This window comes from Nocardia glycosmidis (assembly GCF_052545115.1).
Map to the genome: position 1 here is coordinate 36,334 of NZ_JBQWRH010000001.1, position 16,540 is coordinate 52,873.

General features: G+C 68.4%; 16 protein-coding genes. 6 read left to right on the forward strand and 10 right to left on the reverse strand.

What is annotated here, in order from left to right; genetic code table 11:
* The first annotated feature begins 608 nt into the window (after nucleotides 1-608).
* Nucleotides 609-764 carry a DUF6131 family protein gene (locus ACT86A_RS00190; protein WP_445089895.1) on the forward strand — a complete coding sequence of 52 codons (156 nt, stop codon included), beginning with the start codon at nucleotides 609-611 and terminating at the stop codon, nucleotides 762-764.
* Between the two features lie 190 nt (nucleotides 765-954).
* On the opposite strand, the gene ACT86A_RS00195 is transcribed toward ACT86A_RS00190, so the two are convergent.
* The 5 genes from ACT86A_RS00195 to ACT86A_RS00215 all read right to left on the reverse strand — a co-directional run bounded on the left by ACT86A_RS00195 (nucleotide 955) and on the right by ACT86A_RS00215 (nucleotide 4,923).
* On the reverse strand, nucleotides 955-1,683 hold the full coding sequence (locus tag ACT86A_RS00195) for a VIT1/CCC1 transporter family protein (RefSeq protein ID WP_445089896.1): 729 nt from the start codon (nucleotides 1,681-1,683) through the stop codon (nucleotides 955-957).
* Nucleotides 1,684-1,739: 56 nt separating this feature from the next.
* A complete protein-coding gene (locus tag ACT86A_RS00200) occupies nucleotides 1,740-2,123 on the reverse strand; it encodes a hypothetical protein (RefSeq protein ID WP_445089897.1) in 384 nt (127 codons plus the stop codon).
* A 238-nt stretch (nucleotides 2,124-2,361) separates the two neighbouring features.
* Nucleotides 2,362-3,336: a DUF8176 domain-containing protein gene (locus ACT86A_RS00205; protein WP_445089898.1), complete on the reverse strand. Its 975-nt coding sequence runs from the start codon at nucleotides 3,334-3,336 to the stop codon at nucleotides 2,362-2,364.
* Nucleotides 3,323-4,603, reverse strand: a complete 1,281-nt coding sequence (locus ACT86A_RS00210) for a hypothetical protein (protein WP_445089899.1) — start codon at nucleotides 4,601-4,603, stop codon at nucleotides 3,323-3,325. Before ACT86A_RS00210 ends, ACT86A_RS00205 begins: the two co-directional genes overlap by 14 nt.
* Nucleotides 4,600-4,923 carry a hypothetical protein gene (locus ACT86A_RS00215; protein WP_445089900.1) on the reverse strand — a complete coding sequence of 108 codons (324 nt, stop codon included), beginning with the start codon at nucleotides 4,921-4,923 and terminating at the stop codon, nucleotides 4,600-4,602. The genes ACT86A_RS00210 and ACT86A_RS00215 overlap by 4 nt, the downstream gene beginning before the upstream one ends.
* Nucleotides 4,924-5,530: 607 nt before the next feature.
* On the opposite strand from ACT86A_RS00215, the gene ACT86A_RS00220 reads away from it, so the two are divergent.
* On the forward strand, nucleotides 5,531-6,736 hold the full coding sequence (locus ACT86A_RS00220) for an ROK family protein (RefSeq protein WP_445089901.1): 1,206 nt from the start codon (nucleotides 5,531-5,533) through the stop codon (nucleotides 6,734-6,736).
* Between the two features lie 57 nt (nucleotides 6,737-6,793).
* Here ACT86A_RS00220 and ACT86A_RS00225 read toward each other — a convergent pair whose 3' ends face one another.
* Nucleotides 6,794-8,032 (reverse strand): phthiocerol/phthiodiolone dimycocerosyl transferase family protein, encoded by a 1,239-nt coding sequence (locus ACT86A_RS00225; protein ID WP_445089902.1) that lies wholly within the window; start codon nucleotides 8,030-8,032, stop codon nucleotides 6,794-6,796.
* 497 nt (nucleotides 8,033-8,529) lie between these two features.
* On the opposite strand from ACT86A_RS00225, the gene ACT86A_RS00230 reads away from it, so the two are divergent.
* The 3 genes from ACT86A_RS00230 (at nucleotide 8,530) to ACT86A_RS00240 (ending at nucleotide 10,658) form a co-directional block, all read left to right on the forward strand.
* Nucleotides 8,530-9,021 (forward strand): fluoride efflux transporter FluC, encoded by a 492-nt coding sequence (locus tag ACT86A_RS00230; protein WP_445089903.1) that lies wholly within the window; start codon nucleotides 8,530-8,532, stop codon nucleotides 9,019-9,021.
* Nucleotides 9,018-9,386, forward strand: a complete 369-nt coding sequence (gene crcB / locus ACT86A_RS00235; protein ID WP_445089904.1) for a fluoride efflux transporter CrcB — start codon at nucleotides 9,018-9,020, stop codon at nucleotides 9,384-9,386. The genes ACT86A_RS00230 and crcB overlap by 4 nt, the downstream gene beginning before the upstream one ends.
* Before the next feature lie 252 nt (nucleotides 9,387-9,638).
* On the forward strand, nucleotides 9,639-10,658 hold the full coding sequence (locus ACT86A_RS00240; RefSeq protein WP_445089905.1) for a cation diffusion facilitator family transporter: 1,020 nt from the start codon (nucleotides 9,639-9,641) through the stop codon (nucleotides 10,656-10,658).
* A 24-nt stretch (nucleotides 10,659-10,682) separates the two neighbouring features.
* Here ACT86A_RS00240 and ACT86A_RS00245 read toward each other — a convergent pair whose 3' ends face one another.
* Together ACT86A_RS00245 and ACT86A_RS00250 are read right to left on the reverse strand one after the other, a co-directional pair.
* Entirely contained in the window at nucleotides 10,683-12,098 is a 1,416-nt protein-coding gene (locus tag ACT86A_RS00245; protein WP_445089906.1) for an amidase, read from the reverse strand.
* A 614-nt stretch (nucleotides 12,099-12,712) separates the two neighbouring features.
* On the reverse strand, nucleotides 12,713-13,387 hold the full coding sequence (locus tag ACT86A_RS00250; RefSeq protein ID WP_445089907.1) for a class I SAM-dependent methyltransferase: 675 nt from the start codon (nucleotides 13,385-13,387) through the stop codon (nucleotides 12,713-12,715).
* Nucleotides 13,388-13,856: 469 nt separating this feature from the next.
* Between ACT86A_RS00250 and ACT86A_RS00255 the strand changes: the two genes are divergently transcribed.
* Nucleotides 13,857-14,696, forward strand: coding sequence for a DUF72 domain-containing protein (locus ACT86A_RS00255; RefSeq protein WP_445089908.1), 840 nt, complete (start codon nucleotides 13,857-13,859; stop codon nucleotides 14,694-14,696).
* Between the two features lie 57 nt (nucleotides 14,697-14,753).
* On the opposite strand, the gene ACT86A_RS00260 is transcribed toward ACT86A_RS00255, so the two are convergent.
* Together ACT86A_RS00260 and ACT86A_RS00265 are read right to left on the reverse strand one after the other, a co-directional pair.
* Entirely contained in the window at nucleotides 14,754-15,302 is a 549-nt protein-coding gene (locus tag ACT86A_RS00260; RefSeq protein ID WP_445089909.1) for a YceI family protein, read from the reverse strand.
* Nucleotides 15,303-15,369: 67 nt separating this feature from the next.
* Nucleotides 15,370-16,464 carry an LLM class flavin-dependent oxidoreductase gene (locus ACT86A_RS00265; RefSeq protein ID WP_445089910.1) on the reverse strand — a complete coding sequence of 365 codons (1,095 nt, stop codon included), beginning with the start codon at nucleotides 16,462-16,464 and terminating at the stop codon, nucleotides 15,370-15,372.
* Nucleotides 16,465-16,540 lie beyond the last annotated feature (76 nt).

A 16,540-nucleotide genomic window follows, 5' to 3' on the forward strand; every position in this document is an offset into this window, starting at 1 on the left:
GCTCGCACCATCTCAACGGAGTGGCATCCGCTGCGCCGAGGGCCTGCGATGCCGGAAACCGGAGCGCCAGGCGACCTCTCGCCCGCAGCACCGAATCCGGGCACTGGGTGAGGGCGTGGCCTGACCGGCACATCGATGTCGACCGAGTCGATGCCACTGACGCCGCGCAGCGTCGGTTCGATCGCCAACGCGGACTCCCGGGTGACAAGGTAATCGTGCACGTCCTCCATTTCGGATGCACCGATTCGCCCGGACACAAACTTCCGTTTTACTCGGTTTGATCATCCCGACGCCGGGAATAGCCCAGTTGTCCTACGCTCGACGTAATAGGGATTGTCATGATCAGCATCACCGGGCTCGTCGTCTCGGTCGCGACGGTGACTCCCGGAGCTGCCGCAGTGGTCGGCAACACCGGCGACGCCCGGCAATTTCGCGTTCGACTACCAGTCCCACGGCCCGACCGGGGCGCTGTTCGGTTACGGGATCGTGCTGCGCGCCATCGCGGTGATCGGACCTGCGCCGGTGCTGAACGGTGCCCGGCGCGCGCGGTGGCGCGCACCTCGAATCCGTTGACCGCGAAATAGTTATCAAGAAAAGGAAATACGGCAATGATTATTCTCGGCATCATCCTGTTGGTCCTCGGCTGGCTGCTCGGAATTTCCCTGCTCACCACCGCGGGAATCATCGTGCTGATCATCGGTCTCGTGCTGCTGATCGCAGGCTCGGTGGGCCGTCCGGTCGGTGGCCGCCGCTGGTATTACTAGCGGTCTCGGTTCCGCGGGATTCGTCATGACGTTCGAAGCGCGTACCGCTCGAGCGCGGGCGAGGCGGAGCAGTGTGCAGGAATTCCTCGGCGAGCAACCGGAAACTTCCGGCGGCGTCGCGGGCAGACCCGTGGCAATCCGGAGTGCCCCATCGGCGGCGCGACTCGCACGGCACCGTCTGCGCGGAAGATCAGAGTCCGGCGATATCGGTGAGCTGCCCGATGCCGTAGGTGACGGCCATGGCCAGCGCGCCGCCCAGCACCACCCGGATCATCGCCCGCCCGCGCGGGCTCCCGCCCAGCCCGGCGCTGACCGAGCCCGTGATCGCGAGCGCCGCCAGAACGGCCGCGAAGGTGACCGGGATGCGGGCGCTCACCGGTGGCAACAGGATCGCCAGCAGCGGAAGCAACGCGCCGAGGACGAAGGCCACCGCCGAGGAGAACGCCGCTTGCCAGGGATTGGTCAACTCGGCCGGATTCAGGCCCAGTTCGGCTTCGGCGTGTGCAGTGAACGCGTCGTGCGCGGTGAGTTCCTCGGCGACTCTGCGCGCAGTCTCCGCCGTCAGGCCCTTGGCCTGGTAGATCCCGGCGAGCTCGGCCAATTCGTAGTCCGGCTCCTCGTGCAGCTCCCAGCGTTCTCGCGCCAGCAGGGCGCGCTCGGAATCGCGCTGGGTGCTGACCGACACGTATTCGCCCACCGCCATCGAGATCGCTCCGGCCGACAGGCCCGCGATACCCGCGGTGAACAGCGTGGCCGTGTCGGTCGTGGTCGCGGCGACTCCCACGACGAGGCCCGCGGTGGACACGATGCCGTCATTGGCGCCGAGTACTCCCGCACGCAGCCAGTTCAGCTTGGACGCGAAGCCGACACCGTGTGGCTCGTGCGGATGAGGGCCGGGTATGCCGATCGTGCCGTCCATGAGACGCAGACTATGCCATAGCCGCCGATCCGCGAGGCCTGCGATTGGGCGCGGGCTCAGTTGGCCCGGCTGGCTTTTGGGTTGGTGGGGGCAGCTGGCGGACGGAGCATCGTACGGTGGATGACCTGCAGGATCAGCAGAAACAACGCCGAAAGCCCCGCGGTGGTGTAATCGCCGCACAGTGCGGCCAGCCCAGCGAACGCGCCGAACACCGGAATCTCCAGCAGCGTGCACCGGCGCAGGATGCGTATTCGCCTGGCGTTGGCGGTGAGCCGCCGCACACCGTCGTCGATGATGGTGAGCGCGGTCTCGTGACGCACCATGCCGTCGCCGACCTGGACGAACATGTGCACCGCTTGGTCGCGGCTCAGTTCGCCGAGCCAGGCGCGGTCGATCAGGCGCTTGCCCTCCTCGGCGACCTCCTTGACAACCGCGTCCATGCGGCCCCCTTCCCTGTCGATCCGCAGAGTTTAGCGGCCGAATCACGCTTTCCCGCAGGCGATTCGAACTCCGCCACAACAGGTGCCCCGCGATCGTTCCAGCGGCGGTTGGGCGAGTGCTGGACCGAGGTTCGGCAAGATAGCTTCGCGTGGGTTCCCGCATGATCGGCAATCGACCCGAGGAGAAACCGGCATGGCGGACCACTGGAACACCCCATGTCTCGGGCGAACCTACCGGTCAGCCCGCCGTGATCCCGGTGATCAGGGTTTGGTCGGCGCCGGTCCGAGTGGTGATGAACTGTGTGAAGGTGTTCGGCTCCTCGCCGGGGAACTGCTGGGCCAGCCGGACTTCCCACCGCTCCTGTCCGGCGGGACGATCCCCGGCACGGGTGATCAGCACGCAGTAGCGGGTGCCGGCCGGCACCTGGTTGATGCCGCGCTGGATCTGCTCGGCGGGTGACACCGCCGCGTCCGGTGCGACCACCGCCCGGGCTCGGTACCCGGAACGCTCAGCGTAGTAGGCATACTCGAAGGCGAGGATGGCGTCGGGGCCGTTTCCGGTGCCGCCCGGGTCGGTGCCGGAGACGACGTCAGGTGTGCGCCGTTGCTCGCATCCCGGCGTCGCGATCGCCCACGGCGGCTTCGCCCGAGTAGTGGACGTCGAGGTGACCTGAGCGGCGCCGGCCGCATGGGCCGCGGACGTCGCCGCTGGGCGCGTCTTCGTCTCGGAACCATAGATGACGGTCAGGCCGATCGAGACGGTGGCGACCGCGATACCCAACACGATCAGCACGGTCAGCGATCGGCCACCGCGTGGCTGATCCGCGTGCCGTCGGGGATGGCGCACGGGTATGCCGGGATGAATGCCGGACCGATTGATGACCGCGGGCACCGTGCCATCGCCCTGCTCGGCGGCGGGCGGCTGCGCCTGTGCGCTGTGCTGCTGCGCGACAGGCGTTTCGGGCAGCTGCTCGGCGGGCGGTGCCGGATCGAGCCATTGTTCCCACTCGCCGAATCGCGGCCGCGGGCTCTGCTCGTCCGGCGGCTGCGCGGCCTCGGACTCTGCGTGGCGACGGCGGACCGCCGCGCGGCGGGTGTGCGGACGACGCTTCGACGACTTGCTCGGGGGTATGCGCAGCATCGGCAGACCCGTATCGAACGGATTGCCTTGGCCCGCGCCTTGACTGGGATGTTCCCGGTCAGGGCGCGTCATCGTCGAATTCGCCCAGCACCGGCACAACCGCCGTCACGGCGGACGGGATGGTCACGCCGAGCTGGCCGTCGCGCGGCTTGTGTTCCTGGTCGCCGCCGGCTGGAGGCGGTGCCGGTGGCAGCACCATGCCGCCAGTTGGCGGATGGGCGGGCGGGTCCGGGCGGCTCGCGGGGGGCGTTGAATCGGGGGCGGATGGTGCGGCGGCGGGCGCGGGCTTGCTTTCCGGTTTCGGATCGGCCGAGCGAGCGGTGGGTGCGGAATTATTGGGCGGAATCACTGAATTGGTCCCGCTGGACGATGGTTTGTCCGGCGACCCGCCGAAGTCGAACAGCTTCGAGGAATTCCTCGACTCGTCGCCGTTCGTGCCGGAATTTGTGGTGGAGCCGGGGTGGATGAGCTCGGGAATCGCTTTATCCGCCGACGCCGCGACGGTATCGATGGTATGCATGCCGACCTCGGCGATTTTGTCGATGATGTGCGTGCCGATATCGACGCCCGCGTTGATGGCGGTGCTACCGAGCTGCACCCCCGCGGCGATGAGCTGCTGCTGCAACTGCAGCTGTGCGGCCATGGCCGGGTCCATCGGTTGCGTGGTGGCCGGTGTAGTGGTGCCCGGGATGACGTTCCCGGTGGCGCCGGGCTGGACGGTCCCGCCCTGGGCGATGCCGGCCGGCGCGGTCACCGTGAGCGGTCCCATGTCATCGAGTCTTCTGGTGTGGTCGCTCATTTCGGTGCGTGCCGCGGTCACCGTCGTGATGGCGTCCCGCAGCGCCTGGGTGGCACGCGCGATGACGGCGTCGGTCTCCGGCGCGGAGCTCGCGTTGTCCAGGATCTCGCGCGCATCGCGCCGGAACTCCGCGATGATCTGGTCGACGCGCTGGGCCGCACGCCCCGACGTCGCGTGCGCGTCGGCGAGGACGGACAGGTAAGCGGGACCTCGATCGGAGATGTCACCGATCTGGGTCTGCGTCGTGCGCAGCGCGGGCACCGCGGCGTCGGCGCTGCGTGCGGTCCACGAGGACTCCAGGGCGTACAGGCCTTCGCGGTGCGGGCCCTCGGTGTCGGCCGCCTGCGTGGTGGCGGCCGAAAGCGCGCTGGTCGCAGCCGCATTCGGAACGCCGACACCGGTGCCGAGCGAGGAACGCAAGGTCAGCAGCGGACCTACCAGCGCGGCGATGATGGGCGGGTCGACGCCTGGTTCGGTGCTCAGTGTCCGGGCCGGCTCGGTGACGTGCGACCGTTTCCGCAGTCCCATAAGGCTTCTCATGCCAGTTCCTCCCCGGCCTGAGTGATGGCGCCCGCCGTGGCCGCGTCGACACTCTGTGCCTGCTCCCGATAATCGCGCAGGACCCGGCCGTAGGCGCCGACCAGTTGCCCGGCGGTCGACAACGCCTCGGCGTGTTCGGACACTGCCGCGGAGAACCGCGCGGCGAATTCGGCGCCCACGAGTCCGAGATCGGCGGCCAACTGCGCCGGATTCACCGCGCCGGAGGCGACCGCGGCCGCCGACGCCAATTGTTCGGACACCGCGTCCGCGATCGCGGTGTAGGCGGCCACCGCCGCCGGATCGAGCTCGAGCGTGTTCACTGTTCCCCTCCCGGATCCCAGCCTGTCGCTGCCGCGCCATGATTCGCCTCCAGCGTACTGCGCCGACTCCCCACTACGCGCCCGATCCCGCGTGGCCGGGTTCGACGCGGCGGTCGCGGGCCGGATGTCGAGGGCGCGATCGCCGAGCGCGATGCGACCTTGTGGCGGCACCGGGTGTGGTCGGCCGAGGCCGCTGTTCACGGGCTCCGGGATCACGGTGCTGCACGCTGCCTGCGCACACACAACGGTATCCACCTCAGCGAAAGCGCCTGTGCCGGGATCGTTATGGCGAAGAACGAATCGACTGTTGTGCGCTGCGTCACAGTCGGATATGTTGCCGTGAACAACATTCGCTCCACGTCGAGCCGGCCGCACCTCCGGGCCGGTGCGGAAAGGCTCACTCTGCGGTGCTGAAGAAACAGAAGCGCAACAGCTGAGATAACGGGATCTGATACCGAACGCCCTTCCGCGGTTCGATGAGGGGACTGCGGAAAGGGCGCCACCTTTTCGAGGCACTAGCTATGTTCGAACCGCCGGTCGTCGAATGACAGGAAGTGGAGAACAGCCCCGCATCGATGAATCCCGTCCCGCGACGAAGGCCCGGTCAATGCGAGCAGTACCTTCCCTCGAGGAGATCCGCACACGCAATCTCGCCACGCTGCTGCGGCATGTCCACCGCGACGGCCCGGTGTCGCGTGCGACGCTCGCCGAGCGAATGGGGTTGAACCGCAGCACCATCCGCGCTCTGACCGCCGACTTGGCCGCCGCCGGTCTGGTGAGCGAGGAGCTACCCGGTCAGACCGGCCGGGCGGGCAGGCCGTCGCTGATGGTGCGGCCGCAGGAACGACACGTCTACGTCGTCGCGCTCGACGTCGGCGGGGACCGGCTCGCCGCCGCACGGGTCGGGTTGGGCGGTGCGGTGCTCGATCGCAGCGAAACCCCCTGGCCCAGCGGCGCCTTCGACCCGGAGGACGTGATCGCCGCACTGGTCGCAATGGCTCGCTCGATGATCGGTGTGGCCGCGTCGGGTTCGGTCTGTGTCGGCGTCGGCGTCGCGTTCTGCGGCATGGTCCGCGAGAAGGACGGCGTCGTCCGATACGGGCCCAACGTCGGCTGGATGGACGTCGCGTTCGGTGCTGAGATGACCGCGGAACTCGACCTCGGGCTGCGCGTCGCGGTCGGTAACAACGCCAATCTCGGCGCGCTGGCCGAACGCGAACGCGGGGTGGGCGAGGGCTTGGCGAACCTGATCTACCTGCACGGCGACATCGGCATCGGCGGCGGCATCATCATGAACGGCGAGCTGCTCGGCGGCGAAGGCGGCTACGGCGGCGAGGTCGGGCACATGATCCTGAACCCGCACGGGCGGACCTGCGCCTGCGGTTCCCAGGGGTGTTTCGAGGCCGAGGCCGGCGAGCTCGGCCTGATCGCGGCGGCGGGACGCACCGACCCGCCGGGACAGGCGGCGGTCGACGCGATCGTCGAGGCGGCCGCCCGCGGTGACTCGGCCGCCAGGGACGCGCTACACCAGGTCGGTGAATGGCTCGGCTACGGTGTCGCCAGCCTGGTCAACATCTTCAATCCGTCGATGGTGGTCTTCGGCGGTGTACTGCGCGAAATCTATCTCTCGTCCGCGGCGCAGGTGCGCAGGCGGGTGGCGGTGAACAGTCTGCGGGCCGTCCGCGAACGGGTCCGGTTGCGCACCGGTGCCCTGGGCGGCGACGCGACCTTGATCGGCGCCGCGGAACTAGCTTTCACCGACGTGCTGACCGATCCGTTGCACACGCTGGCCCGCACCGCCACTCGGGCCTGATGTCCCTGACGAACCGTAGCCGGCTCGCGTTCCGGCCTCCGGCGCGCGATCATGGTTTCACGCGGCGCCTGTGCCGGACCCCGACAGGTGTGCCGCGAGCAGTCGCACCCGCGACCGCTGTTCGGCGGTGGTCTCGTCGGGATGGTGGATCTCGATGCTCAACCGGTTGTCGAAGGTACTGATGATGATGGTGCCGCTCGGCTGCTGGAGCCGGCGTCCGGTCTTGTCCGGCTTGCCGAGCATGATCGAGCGGAAGTCGATGATCCGCAACGCGTCCGGCACCTCGGGCCTGCGCACCCGGCCCCAGTTGGTGGCGAGCACGATTCCCAGTGCGCGTGGCGGCGGACCCGCGGCGATCTCGGGGATGTGCAGCGGGGTCTGTTGCACGATGCCCGCGTCGAGCCCGCCGCGCAACGCATCACTGATCCCGCGGGCCAGTCCGATCATCGTCGCGCCGGGCGACGGAACGAAATTCGCGAAGCCGAGGACGTTCGTGCCCTCGGTCATGCCGATCGGCGGCCGCACCCGGTTGCGCAGGTCGACCGAGTAGGTGTAGCTCAGTTCGGCCAGTGGTAGCCCGCGCAATTCGGCCTCGGTGAGCAGGATCGCGGCGGAGACGAGCCCGTTGATCGTGGTCTTCTCGCGGTGTCCGAGCTCGACCAGCGCCGCGGTCTGATCCCGGGTCAGCCTGCAGCGGGCGGTGTGGGGCAGCAGATAGTCGGGATCGTCCGGGCCGGAATTGATCTGTGCGACATCGACCGGGCGGGGCGGCAGCGCCGGCGCGTCGATCTTCTCGACGCAGCGCTCGCGCAGCAGGTCTTCCACCGGCTTGGGGAATCCATGCTGGGGCAGGTCGGGTAGGTGACCTCGGGTGAGTTCGGTATAGCAGGACCACAGCTCGGCGAATACCGCCAGCGAATGATAGGCATCCGCGATGCTGTGGTGGGTCACCAAGGTGACGCCCGCGTTGATGCCGTCGCGCACCACGCACAGCGCGGCGAGTGCTCTGCGCTGATCCAAGCGCGCGCCGGTGAGCAATTCCTCGGGGTCGCCGTCGGCGACCGAGATTTCCGGTGGCGCGCCGGTTGATTCGAGCAGTAGGTGCCGGCCGTGCCCGTCCGATTCCAGGCGGGCGCCCAGGATCGGTCGGGCACGGACCACGGCCTCGAACGCGGCCGACAGCGCCGTGAGATCCAACCGACCGGCCACCCGGATCGAATAGCCGACGAGGACTTCGCTATTGGCGAAGATCTCCTCGCTCGGCGCTAGCGGACGGATGACGGTTGCTGTGGTCATGTCGCTTCCTCTACCTGAACCTGTCCCGGGGCTCGCCCGAAGCCCGGATGCGCCAGGCTCTTTCGGCCCCATAGCCTGTGTCCACTATCGAAGAATTCAGCGCCGCCGTTTCGTATCGTTGCCACAACGACACCCGCTTGCGACCATGCGTCGATGCAGGCGCCCGCGAATAGCTGGTGTGTTCGCAATCGGCAGAGGCCTGCCCGGTGGAATCGATCCGGCGCGGCCTGTTCGGGACTTCGTTGGCGCCGAATCCCCGGCCGGGCGCGGAGCCGCGGGAGGGCTTCGGTATCTGCGCGTCGCGCTCGCTGCGCTGCGGAGTGCGGCTGTCGCAGCGTCGTGACCTGTGCCGTCGCGCGGGTCGAGCCGCCGAGTGACTATCCTGGCGCCAGCGCGGCGGTGGGGCTCGCCGCTCCGGTCACCCGGAACAACCGCGGCATGCCGCCGCCGACAGTCCCTGCCCGGACAGCACCGCACCGTTCGTGTAGGAGACATACATGCCCGAACTGACCGAAGAGCCCATCGACGCTCATATCCTTGCGCGTTCCCGCGCCCGCTGGCGAGACCTCTGGCGCTCGCACGGCGATGTTCTGCTGGTCGTGGCAGCGGGCGGAGCAATCGGCGCGCTGGCTCGTTATGGACTCGCCCGGTGGTTGCCGGTCCAGCCGGGCCGGTTCCCGTTGGCCACGTTCGTCACCAATGTCGGCGGTTGCTTTCTGATCGGGGTGCTGATGGTCGCGGTCCTCGAGATCTGGGCGGCGCATCGATTGCTGCGCCCCTTCCTCGGCGTGGGGATTCTCGGCGGATTCACCACGTTCTCCACCTACACCAACGAGATTCGCGGTCTGCTGCGGCCCGAGACGGTTCTGCTCGCCTTCGCCTACGCGGCGGGCACGTTGCTCTGCGCTCTGGTCGCAACGGCGACGGCGTTGTGGCTGACCCGGGCCGGGTATGAGCGGCTGCGCCGCGCGCGCGTGCGGTCGGCATGAATGTGCTGCTCGTTGTCGTGGGCGGCGCGATCGGGGCTCCGCTGCGGTACCTGATCGACCGGGCCGTGCAGGATCGTCGCGACAGCCTGTTCCCGTGGGGCACCTTCCTGGTCAACGTGATCGGCTGCTTCGTGCTCGGTGGGCTCAGCGGCGCGGGCACGGCATTGGCGACGCCGTTTTTTGTCTTGCTGGGCACCGGATTCTGCGGAGCGTTGACCACCTACAGCACTTTCAGTTACGAAACCGTGCGGCTGGCCGAGGCCGGCGCCTATTTCTACGCGGCGCTGAACGTCGTGGTCAGCGTGGTCGCTGGGCTGGCCGCCGTGATTTCCTCCTATGCCCTGATCCACGCCGTGCTCGGCTGACGCGCAGCGACCGCGCGGACATTCGGTCGGCTGTGGTCGGTTGGGTGCTCGCGCAGGCCAGGTGTGCCGATGAAGACGGCCGTGCCGATGAAGATGGCTGTGCCGTGATCCACATCACTGGGTACTTCTATCGCTAGCCGGTCATCGTGCGTTATGCTGACCAAAATAATGCAGATATGCGCATACATTTCGGCGATGGGATTTCGGCGAGGATTTCGGCGAGGATTTCGGCGATGGGAAGGGGTCGAGTCGATGGGGCACGAGCATGAGCACGAGCAGGGCCACGCGCACGCACACGGGGTGACGCGTGACGCCGACCGCAGATGGCTGACCGTCGCGCTCGCCCTGATCGCCGGGTTCATGGCGATCGAGGTCGTGATCGGTGTGCTGGCGAACTCACTGGCACTGCTGTCGGACGCGGCGCACATGCTCACCGACGCGGCAGCCATCGTGCTCGCGCTGGCCGCGATCCGGCTCGCCGCCCGTCCCGCGAACGGCAAGTACACCTATGGCTACAAGCGGGCCGAGATCCTCTCGGCGCAGGCCAACGGTGTCACGCTGCTCGTGCTGGCGGGCTGGCTCAGCTACGAGGCGGTGCGGCGTCTGCTGGAGCCGCCGGAAGTGACCGGCGGGCTCGTGCTGGCGACCGCGTTGGCGGGTGTCGCGGTGAATATCGCGGCCACTTGGGCGATCAGCAAGGCCAACCGGTCCAGTCTCAATGTCGAGGGAGCCTTCCAGCATGTGCTCAACGACCTCTACGGATTCATCGCCACCGCCGTGGCCGGCCTCGTCGTGCTGATCACCGGGTTCGCTCGGGCGGATGCGATCGCCACGCTGGTCGTTGTCGCGCTGATGGTCAAGGCGGGGCTCGGTTTGGTGCGCGAATCCAGCCGGATCTTCCTCGAGGCTGCGCCTGCGGGCGTCGATCCGGACGTGCTCGGGCGCCGGCTCGTCGCCATCGACGGCGTCGACGAGGTGCACGACCTGCACGTGTGGCAGATCACCTCCGGCGACATCGCGTTGTCGGCGCACGTGCTGGTGCGACCGGGTGCCGACTGCCACGGGCTGCGTCAGCGGATCGAGCGGCTGCTCGACTACGACTACGGCATCACCCACACCACGCTGCAGGTCGACCACAGTCGCGGTGTCGCCGCGTCCGTGGCCGCGGACGCGCGGCGTCTGCTTCCGGTGCTGGATGGTCATTGCGATGGTGCCCACGGCCCGGTGCACCGCGACAGCCCGCCGTCCGTGGCGAGTGCCGTCGCGCCGTGACGCACGGCACCTGATTCGGCCTGTTCAGCGATCCGGGCGAGGGAACGGCAGCTCGGATTCGACCAGGTAGGCCAATTCCAGCAAGGTGCGTTCGTTGCCGCGGGTGGTGGCGAACTGGACGCCGAGGGGGAGCCCGTCGGTCAGGCCCGCCGGAACCGCGATGGCGGGGGTTCCGGTGATGTTGTTGATCGGGGTGAAACAGACGTAGGCGCGTAGCCGGTCGATCAGTTCGTCGAATGGCACGGTCGGACTGAGGTACCCGAGTTTCGGAGTGGCGTGGCCGAGCGCTGGGAGCAGAACCGCGTCGTAGGGTCCGAGCGCCTGCTCGTACGTCGCGGCCGCCGCGCGGAGCCGGTAGAGCGTCAGCGGCGCGTGCAGCGCCCGGCGCAGGAAGAGGCCGCGCAGGCCGATGGTCAGGTCGTCCACGCGCCGCGCGTCGAACGTTCGAGCGAGAAACTTTCCGGTCGTGGTGATTGCCGCGGCGAGCATTCCCCAGTAGTGCAGGAAGGCGTTTTCGATCGCCGCGTCGAACGGCAGCGGCACCGGCTCGACCGAATGACCGCTGGATTCGAGAATGCGGGCCACCTTTTCGACGGCATCCCGGGTCGGACCTGCCGCGAGCGGACCCGCGATGTTGTCCAGCATGAGTGCGATCCGCATCCGCCCGGTCGCGGGCCCTTCGACATGGCCGATGGGCCGCAGCGCGGGGTTTCGCCAATAGCGTTCGGCTGCCGCGGCATACGCCGCCGTGTCGCGCACCGTTCTGGTCAGCACGCCCTCGCTGACAATGTTGATCGGCAACCGGCGAGCCAGCCCCGATACGACATGCCGTCCGCGGCTCGGCTTCAAACCGACCAATCCGGCACAGGCGGCCGGAATGCGGATCGACCCGCCGCCGTCATTGCCGTGGGCGATCGGAACGACCCCGGCCGCCACCAGTGCGGCCGCCCCGCCGGACGACCCGCCCACGGAAAACCCGGTGTGCCACGGATTGCGCGTGGGCGGGGCGTGCGGCGGCTCGTTGCTCGCGTTGAAACCGAACTCGGGCATGGCGCTCTTACCGAGGACGGTCAGGCCCGTGCTGAGGAACTGCCGGGTGTAGCCGCTGTGCGCGCGGGCGGGTGTGGCGCGGAAGGCCGCCGTGCCCTGGTTGGTAGGCATGCCCGCGACGTCCGTGTTGTCTTTCACGAACGTGGGCACGCCGTAGAAGATGCCGGTCCGCTCGGCGGGGATCAGCGGTTTCGTGTAGCTCGGGTAGGCGACGGCGGACAGCTGTTCGACCTGGCCGGCTCGCGCCACCGCGGCGGCGGCGAGTTCACGAGGCGAAACCGCGCCGTCGCGCACCAACGCGGCGAGGGCGACCGCGTCGTGGTCACCGAGGGCGTCGTCCCCGAACGCGTGGACGCGCGTGGGTAGCGGAACGTGAGCGTCGGTGGTCATCCCTCGAATCTAGTGGGTGCACCAGGCCATCCGTCCAGATCCGCCGGCCGGCGTCGCACCTAGTTCGCTCTGATCGCGGGTGGCGTCGCGCGCGGGCGGGCCGATCGGGCCGCTGATCCGGGATCGGCTGGTGGAGCCCGTGATCGGTGTCGCGTCGGCCCGGGGCCCGCCTGCCCGGTCGCCGACCCCCATCGCCGCCTCGGCAACCCGACGGCAACGCGCCCGCGCGGCTCGTCGCACCGGACGGGGTACGGCGTCGCGCAGCATCGGCAGCGGCGCACCTTCCACTGGATGCGACGCCGTGGAGGTCGGTCGCGGCGGCTGCTTCGGATGGCCGCGGTGGATGTCCACGACGCCGAGGAGCGAGTGTGTCAGCGGCGATACCGTCAGTCCAGCAGGCGGAATATCGCTTCGGTCAGATAGAGCGGCAGCAGGACGTAATACAGCAGCATCGCCAAAGGGTCGGCTCCGATCATGAACGCGGGTCTCCCGCCGTGCCGCTGGCACGTCGTACCGGGATTGGAGACCGATCGGTCTCGCGAGAGCAGGATGTTAGTGCGGGCAGCGTATTTCGGCAAGACCGGTTGCGTATCGCCAGGCCCCGGGCGCGCTCGCTACTGGCGGCGGATCCTGGCAAGCCACGCGGCGACGTCGACCTTCCCGGACTCGGAGATTTCCAGGCCCACCGCGTCCCGGGCCACCAGTTCGGTCACCCGTCCCCGGTACCGTGCCGGACGCAGGTCCGCCACCGTCCAGCCATCCCGGAAGGACTCCCGGATCAGCGTGTCGCTGATCCGGGGCCCGAACCCGGGCTCTGTGTCCGAGAGCGCGAGAACATGCAGGATGCCGCCGGGTTTGCAGACGGCGTGCAGGCTGCGGACGTACGCGGCGCGCTCCGCGTCCTCGGTCCCGAAAACATGGAACAATGCGCTGTCGACGATGGTGTCGAACGCGGGAGCGGAGCCGGGCGGGTCGCCGGCGAATTCCGGCCGGTCGCCGAGCGCGAGCGCGTCGGCGACCTCGAACGCGGCGCTCGGCACGCCCTGTGCGGCCGCATTGGCGCGGGCATATTGCACGGCGCTGGGCGACATGTCGATCCCGCGCACGTCGTATCCGAGTTCGGTCAGCAGAATCGTGTGCTCGCCGGCACCGCAGCCGGGATCGAGCACACGTCCGGTGATCCAGCCCTCGCGTTCGAGCTCGACGACGGCGGGCTGCGGCTCGCCGATCACCCACGGGGCGGTGTCATGGTCGTAGACAGAGTTCCAGAAATCAGCGGGACGAGTCATGACTCCATGGTTCATCCTCAACCCCGCTCGAGGTCAAGATCGGAAATCGGGCCGCAGGCACCGGGTTCGCTGACCACGGCCGTCCCTGCGTCGGCAGCCCATCACGGGTACGCCGCTGCTATGCGCACCCCGACTGTCGATCCCACGCGGCGGAGTCGATGAGATGGGGGCGTATCGCTCACCGAAGATACGTGGGACGACCTCGGTGGCGATGCGGCTGCGTTCCACAGCCGCGATCGGGGGCGTAGTCGACCCGGCTGTGCTCGGCGTTGTGTTGTGGGCGTGATTCGCGTGGGCCCGCTCGTAGCGGTAGGAGTACTCCGCGACCGCGTGTTCGGTGCAGGACGCGCCCCAGACGCACCCATCGGTGGGGCGCGGTCACGCCGACCTTCGGCGCGGGTGCCGTCGAAACCGTGGGCGCGGCACCGCGACGGTGCTCGTGTCGGGCGCCTGGGTTAGCGTCGCAGGCATGCGGCTTCACGTGGGATGTGCGATGTGGACGCACGCGGCATGGCAGGAACGGCAGCTCGCGCCGGGGGAGCGGTTGCGCTGGTACGCCAGGTGGTGCAACGCGGTCGAGGGCAATACGACGTTCTACGCCACCCCCTCGCGGCGCACCGTGGAATCGTGGGCGGGTCAGTGCGATCCGGATTTCCGGTTCGTGCTCAAGCTGCCCAAACCGATCACACATGAGCGCAGGCTGACCGGCGTCGAGGCGGAACTCGGGTCGTTTCTCACCGCGATGGCACCCTTGGGAGAACGTATCCATGCGCTGTGGGTGCAACTGCCCGGCTCGTTCGGTCCGACCGACCTCGGTGCGCTCGCCGGATTCCTGCGTCTGCTACCGCGCGCTCACCGGGTCGCCGTCGAAGTCCGGCATCCCGCGTTCTTCGCCGACGAGCAGGCTGCCGCCGGGCTGGAATATGTGCTGTCGCGCGTCGGCGCCGAATGGATACCGTTCGACACCACAGTGCTTTTCGAGGATACGGCCACCAGCGCGGCGGAGCAGGAGGCCGCCGCGAAGAAGCCACGGGTGCCGCGCCGGATGCGCGCGCTGACGGAGAATCCGATCGTGCGTTATCACGGCCGCGACGACGTCGAGCGGACCGTCGCGGGCTGGCAACCGTGGGTCGACACGGTCGCCGAATGGTTGCGCGAAGGCAGGTCGCCGACGGTATTCCTGCACACGCCGGACAACGCCGGCGCGCTGGAGCTGGCTCGCCGGTTTCACCGCGAGGTCCGTGCGCGTCTGCCGGAGCTCGACCCGCTGCCCGAGCCCGAGCCGACCGAGCCGATGATGCTGTTCTGAGATGCTGTTCTGACCGCGGGGGCGTCCCCGCGTGGTGCTGCGGGAACGCCCGATCATTCAGGACCGCAGCCCGACTTCGAGCGTGAGCGTGAGCGTGATCTTGTCGCCGATCACCGCGCCGCCGCCGGGCAGTGGCATGTCGATGGTGATGCCGAAATCGCGGCGATTGAGCACGGTTTTGGCTTCGAAGCCCGCGACGGGCCGGGGACCCATGCCGGGGTGCACGCCGAGGAAATCGACGTCGAGCGACACCGGCTTGGTGACGCCGCGAATGGTGAAGTCGCCGTCCACCACGAAATCCGCTCCGGCGATGCGGAACCCGGTGGACGTGAAGGTGGCCACCGGGAACTGCTCGGCCCGGAGGAAGTCGGCGGCGCGCAGGTGCGCGTCACGCTGTGCGTTGTCGGTGGTGACCGAGTCGACCCGGATTTCGGCCTCGGCCGCTGCGCTGCCGTCCTCGCCGATGACCAGCTTGCCGGTGAAGTCGGTGAACCGCCCGCGCACCTTGCTGACCATCAGGTGGCGCACGGAGAAGTCGAGGGTGGAGTGGGCGGGATCGATGATCCAGGTACCGGCGGTCAGGGCTTCGGTGGCGCCGGACGTCATGGTCTTCTCCTCATCGATTGAGCTTCGAACTCGGTGGACGCGGCGACAATCGGGGAGGCGCTGCGGGTCATCGGGTCTGCTCCACTGCGCCGTCGCGGGCAGCGACCCGGCCCGCGTGCGTCGGAGCGTCGGGCACGTGTGCGGGGCGCATGGCGTCGAATTCCTTGCGCAGCACCGGCACGACTTCTTCGCCCAGCAGGTCCAATTGCTCCAGTACGGTTTTCAGCGGAAGGCCCGCATGGTCCATCAGGAACAGCTGGCGCTGGTAGTCGCCGAACGATTCGCGGAAGGTGAGTGTCTTGTCGATGACTTCTTGCGGGCTGCCCACCGTGAGCGGGGTCTGTTCGGTGAACTCCTCGAGCGACGGGCCGTGTCCGTAGACCGGCGCGTTGTCGAAGTAGGGCCGGAACTCGCGCACCGCGTCCTGGGAGTTCCTGCGCATGAACACCTGCCCGCCCAGCCCGACGATCGCCTGGTCCGCCGAGCCGTGCCCGTAGTGCTCGTAGCGCTGGCGATACAGCGAGATCAGGCGCTGGAAGTGCGCTTTCGGCCAGAAGATGTTGTTGGCGAAGAATCCGTCACCGTAATAGGCTGCCTGCTCGGCGATTTCGGGGCTGCGGATCGAGCCGTGCCAGACGAATGGCGGCACGTCGTCCAGCGGGCGCGGCGTCGAGGTGAACGACTGCAGCGGCGTGCGGAACTTGCCTTCCCAGTCGACCACGTCCTCGCGCCACAGCCGGTGCAGCAGGTGGTAATTCTCGATCGCCAGCGGGATGCCGTCGCGAATGTCCTTGCCGAACCAGGGATAGACCGGTCCGGTGTTGCCGCGGCCGAGCATCAGGTCGACGCGGCCACCGGCCAGGTGCTGCAGCATGGCGAAGTCCTCGGCGATCTTCACCGGATCGTTGGTGGTGATCAACGTCGTCGCGGTGGAGAGCACGAGCCGCTCGGTCCGCGCCGCGATGTAGCCGAGCATCGTCGTCGGCGATGACGGCACGAATGGCCGATTGTGGTGCTCGCCGGTGGCGAAGACGTCCAGCCCGACCTCTTCGGCTTTCTGCGCGATCGTCACCATCGCCATGATGCGCTCGTGTTCACTCGGCGTCCGCCCGGTGGTCGGGTCGGCCGTCACATCGCCGACCGTGAAAATTCCGAACTGCACGACGCCTCCTTGGTTCTGCATCCTGCCGAATTTGGTAGATATGGCAACCAATGGAACGGCAGGATGCGTGCGGCTA

Coding starts and splice junctions, on each gene's coding strand:
- ACT86A_RS00190 (WP_445089895.1), top strand. CDS start 609: ATGATTATTCTCGGCATCATCCTGTTGGTCCTCGGCTGGCTGCTCGGA.
- ACT86A_RS00195 (WP_445089896.1), bottom strand. CDS start 1,683: ATGGACGGCACGATCGGCATACCCGGCCCTCATCCGCACGAGCCACAC.
- ACT86A_RS00200 (WP_445089897.1), bottom strand. CDS start 2,123: ATGGACGCGGTTGTCAAGGAGGTCGCCGAGGAGGGCAAGCGCCTGATC.
- ACT86A_RS00205 (WP_445089898.1), bottom strand. CDS start 3,336: ATGACGCGCCCTGACCGGGAACATCCCAGTCAAGGCGCGGGCCAAGGC.
- ACT86A_RS00210 (WP_445089899.1), bottom strand. CDS start 4,603: ATGAGAAGCCTTATGGGACTGCGGAAACGGTCGCACGTCACCGAGCCG.
- ACT86A_RS00220 (WP_445089901.1), top strand. CDS start 5,531: ATGCGAGCAGTACCTTCCCTCGAGGAGATCCGCACACGCAATCTCGCC.
- ACT86A_RS00225 (WP_445089902.1), bottom strand. CDS start 8,032: ATGACCACAGCAACCGTCATCCGTCCGCTAGCGCCGAGCGAGGAGATC.
- ACT86A_RS00230 (WP_445089903.1), top strand. CDS start 8,530: ATGCCCGAACTGACCGAAGAGCCCATCGACGCTCATATCCTTGCGCGT.
- crcB (WP_445089904.1), top strand. CDS start 9,018: ATGAATGTGCTGCTCGTTGTCGTGGGCGGCGCGATCGGGGCTCCGCTG.
- ACT86A_RS00240 (WP_445089905.1), top strand. CDS start 9,639: ATGGGGCACGAGCATGAGCACGAGCAGGGCCACGCGCACGCACACGGG.
- ACT86A_RS00245 (WP_445089906.1), bottom strand. CDS start 12,098: ATGACCACCGACGCTCACGTTCCGCTACCCACGCGCGTCCACGCGTTC.
- ACT86A_RS00250 (WP_445089907.1), bottom strand. CDS start 13,387: ATGACTCGTCCCGCTGATTTCTGGAACTCTGTCTACGACCATGACACC.
- ACT86A_RS00255 (WP_445089908.1), top strand. CDS start 13,857: ATGCGGCTTCACGTGGGATGTGCGATGTGGACGCACGCGGCATGGCAG.
- ACT86A_RS00260 (WP_445089909.1), bottom strand. CDS start 15,302: ATGACGTCCGGCGCCACCGAAGCCCTGACCGCCGGTACCTGGATCATC.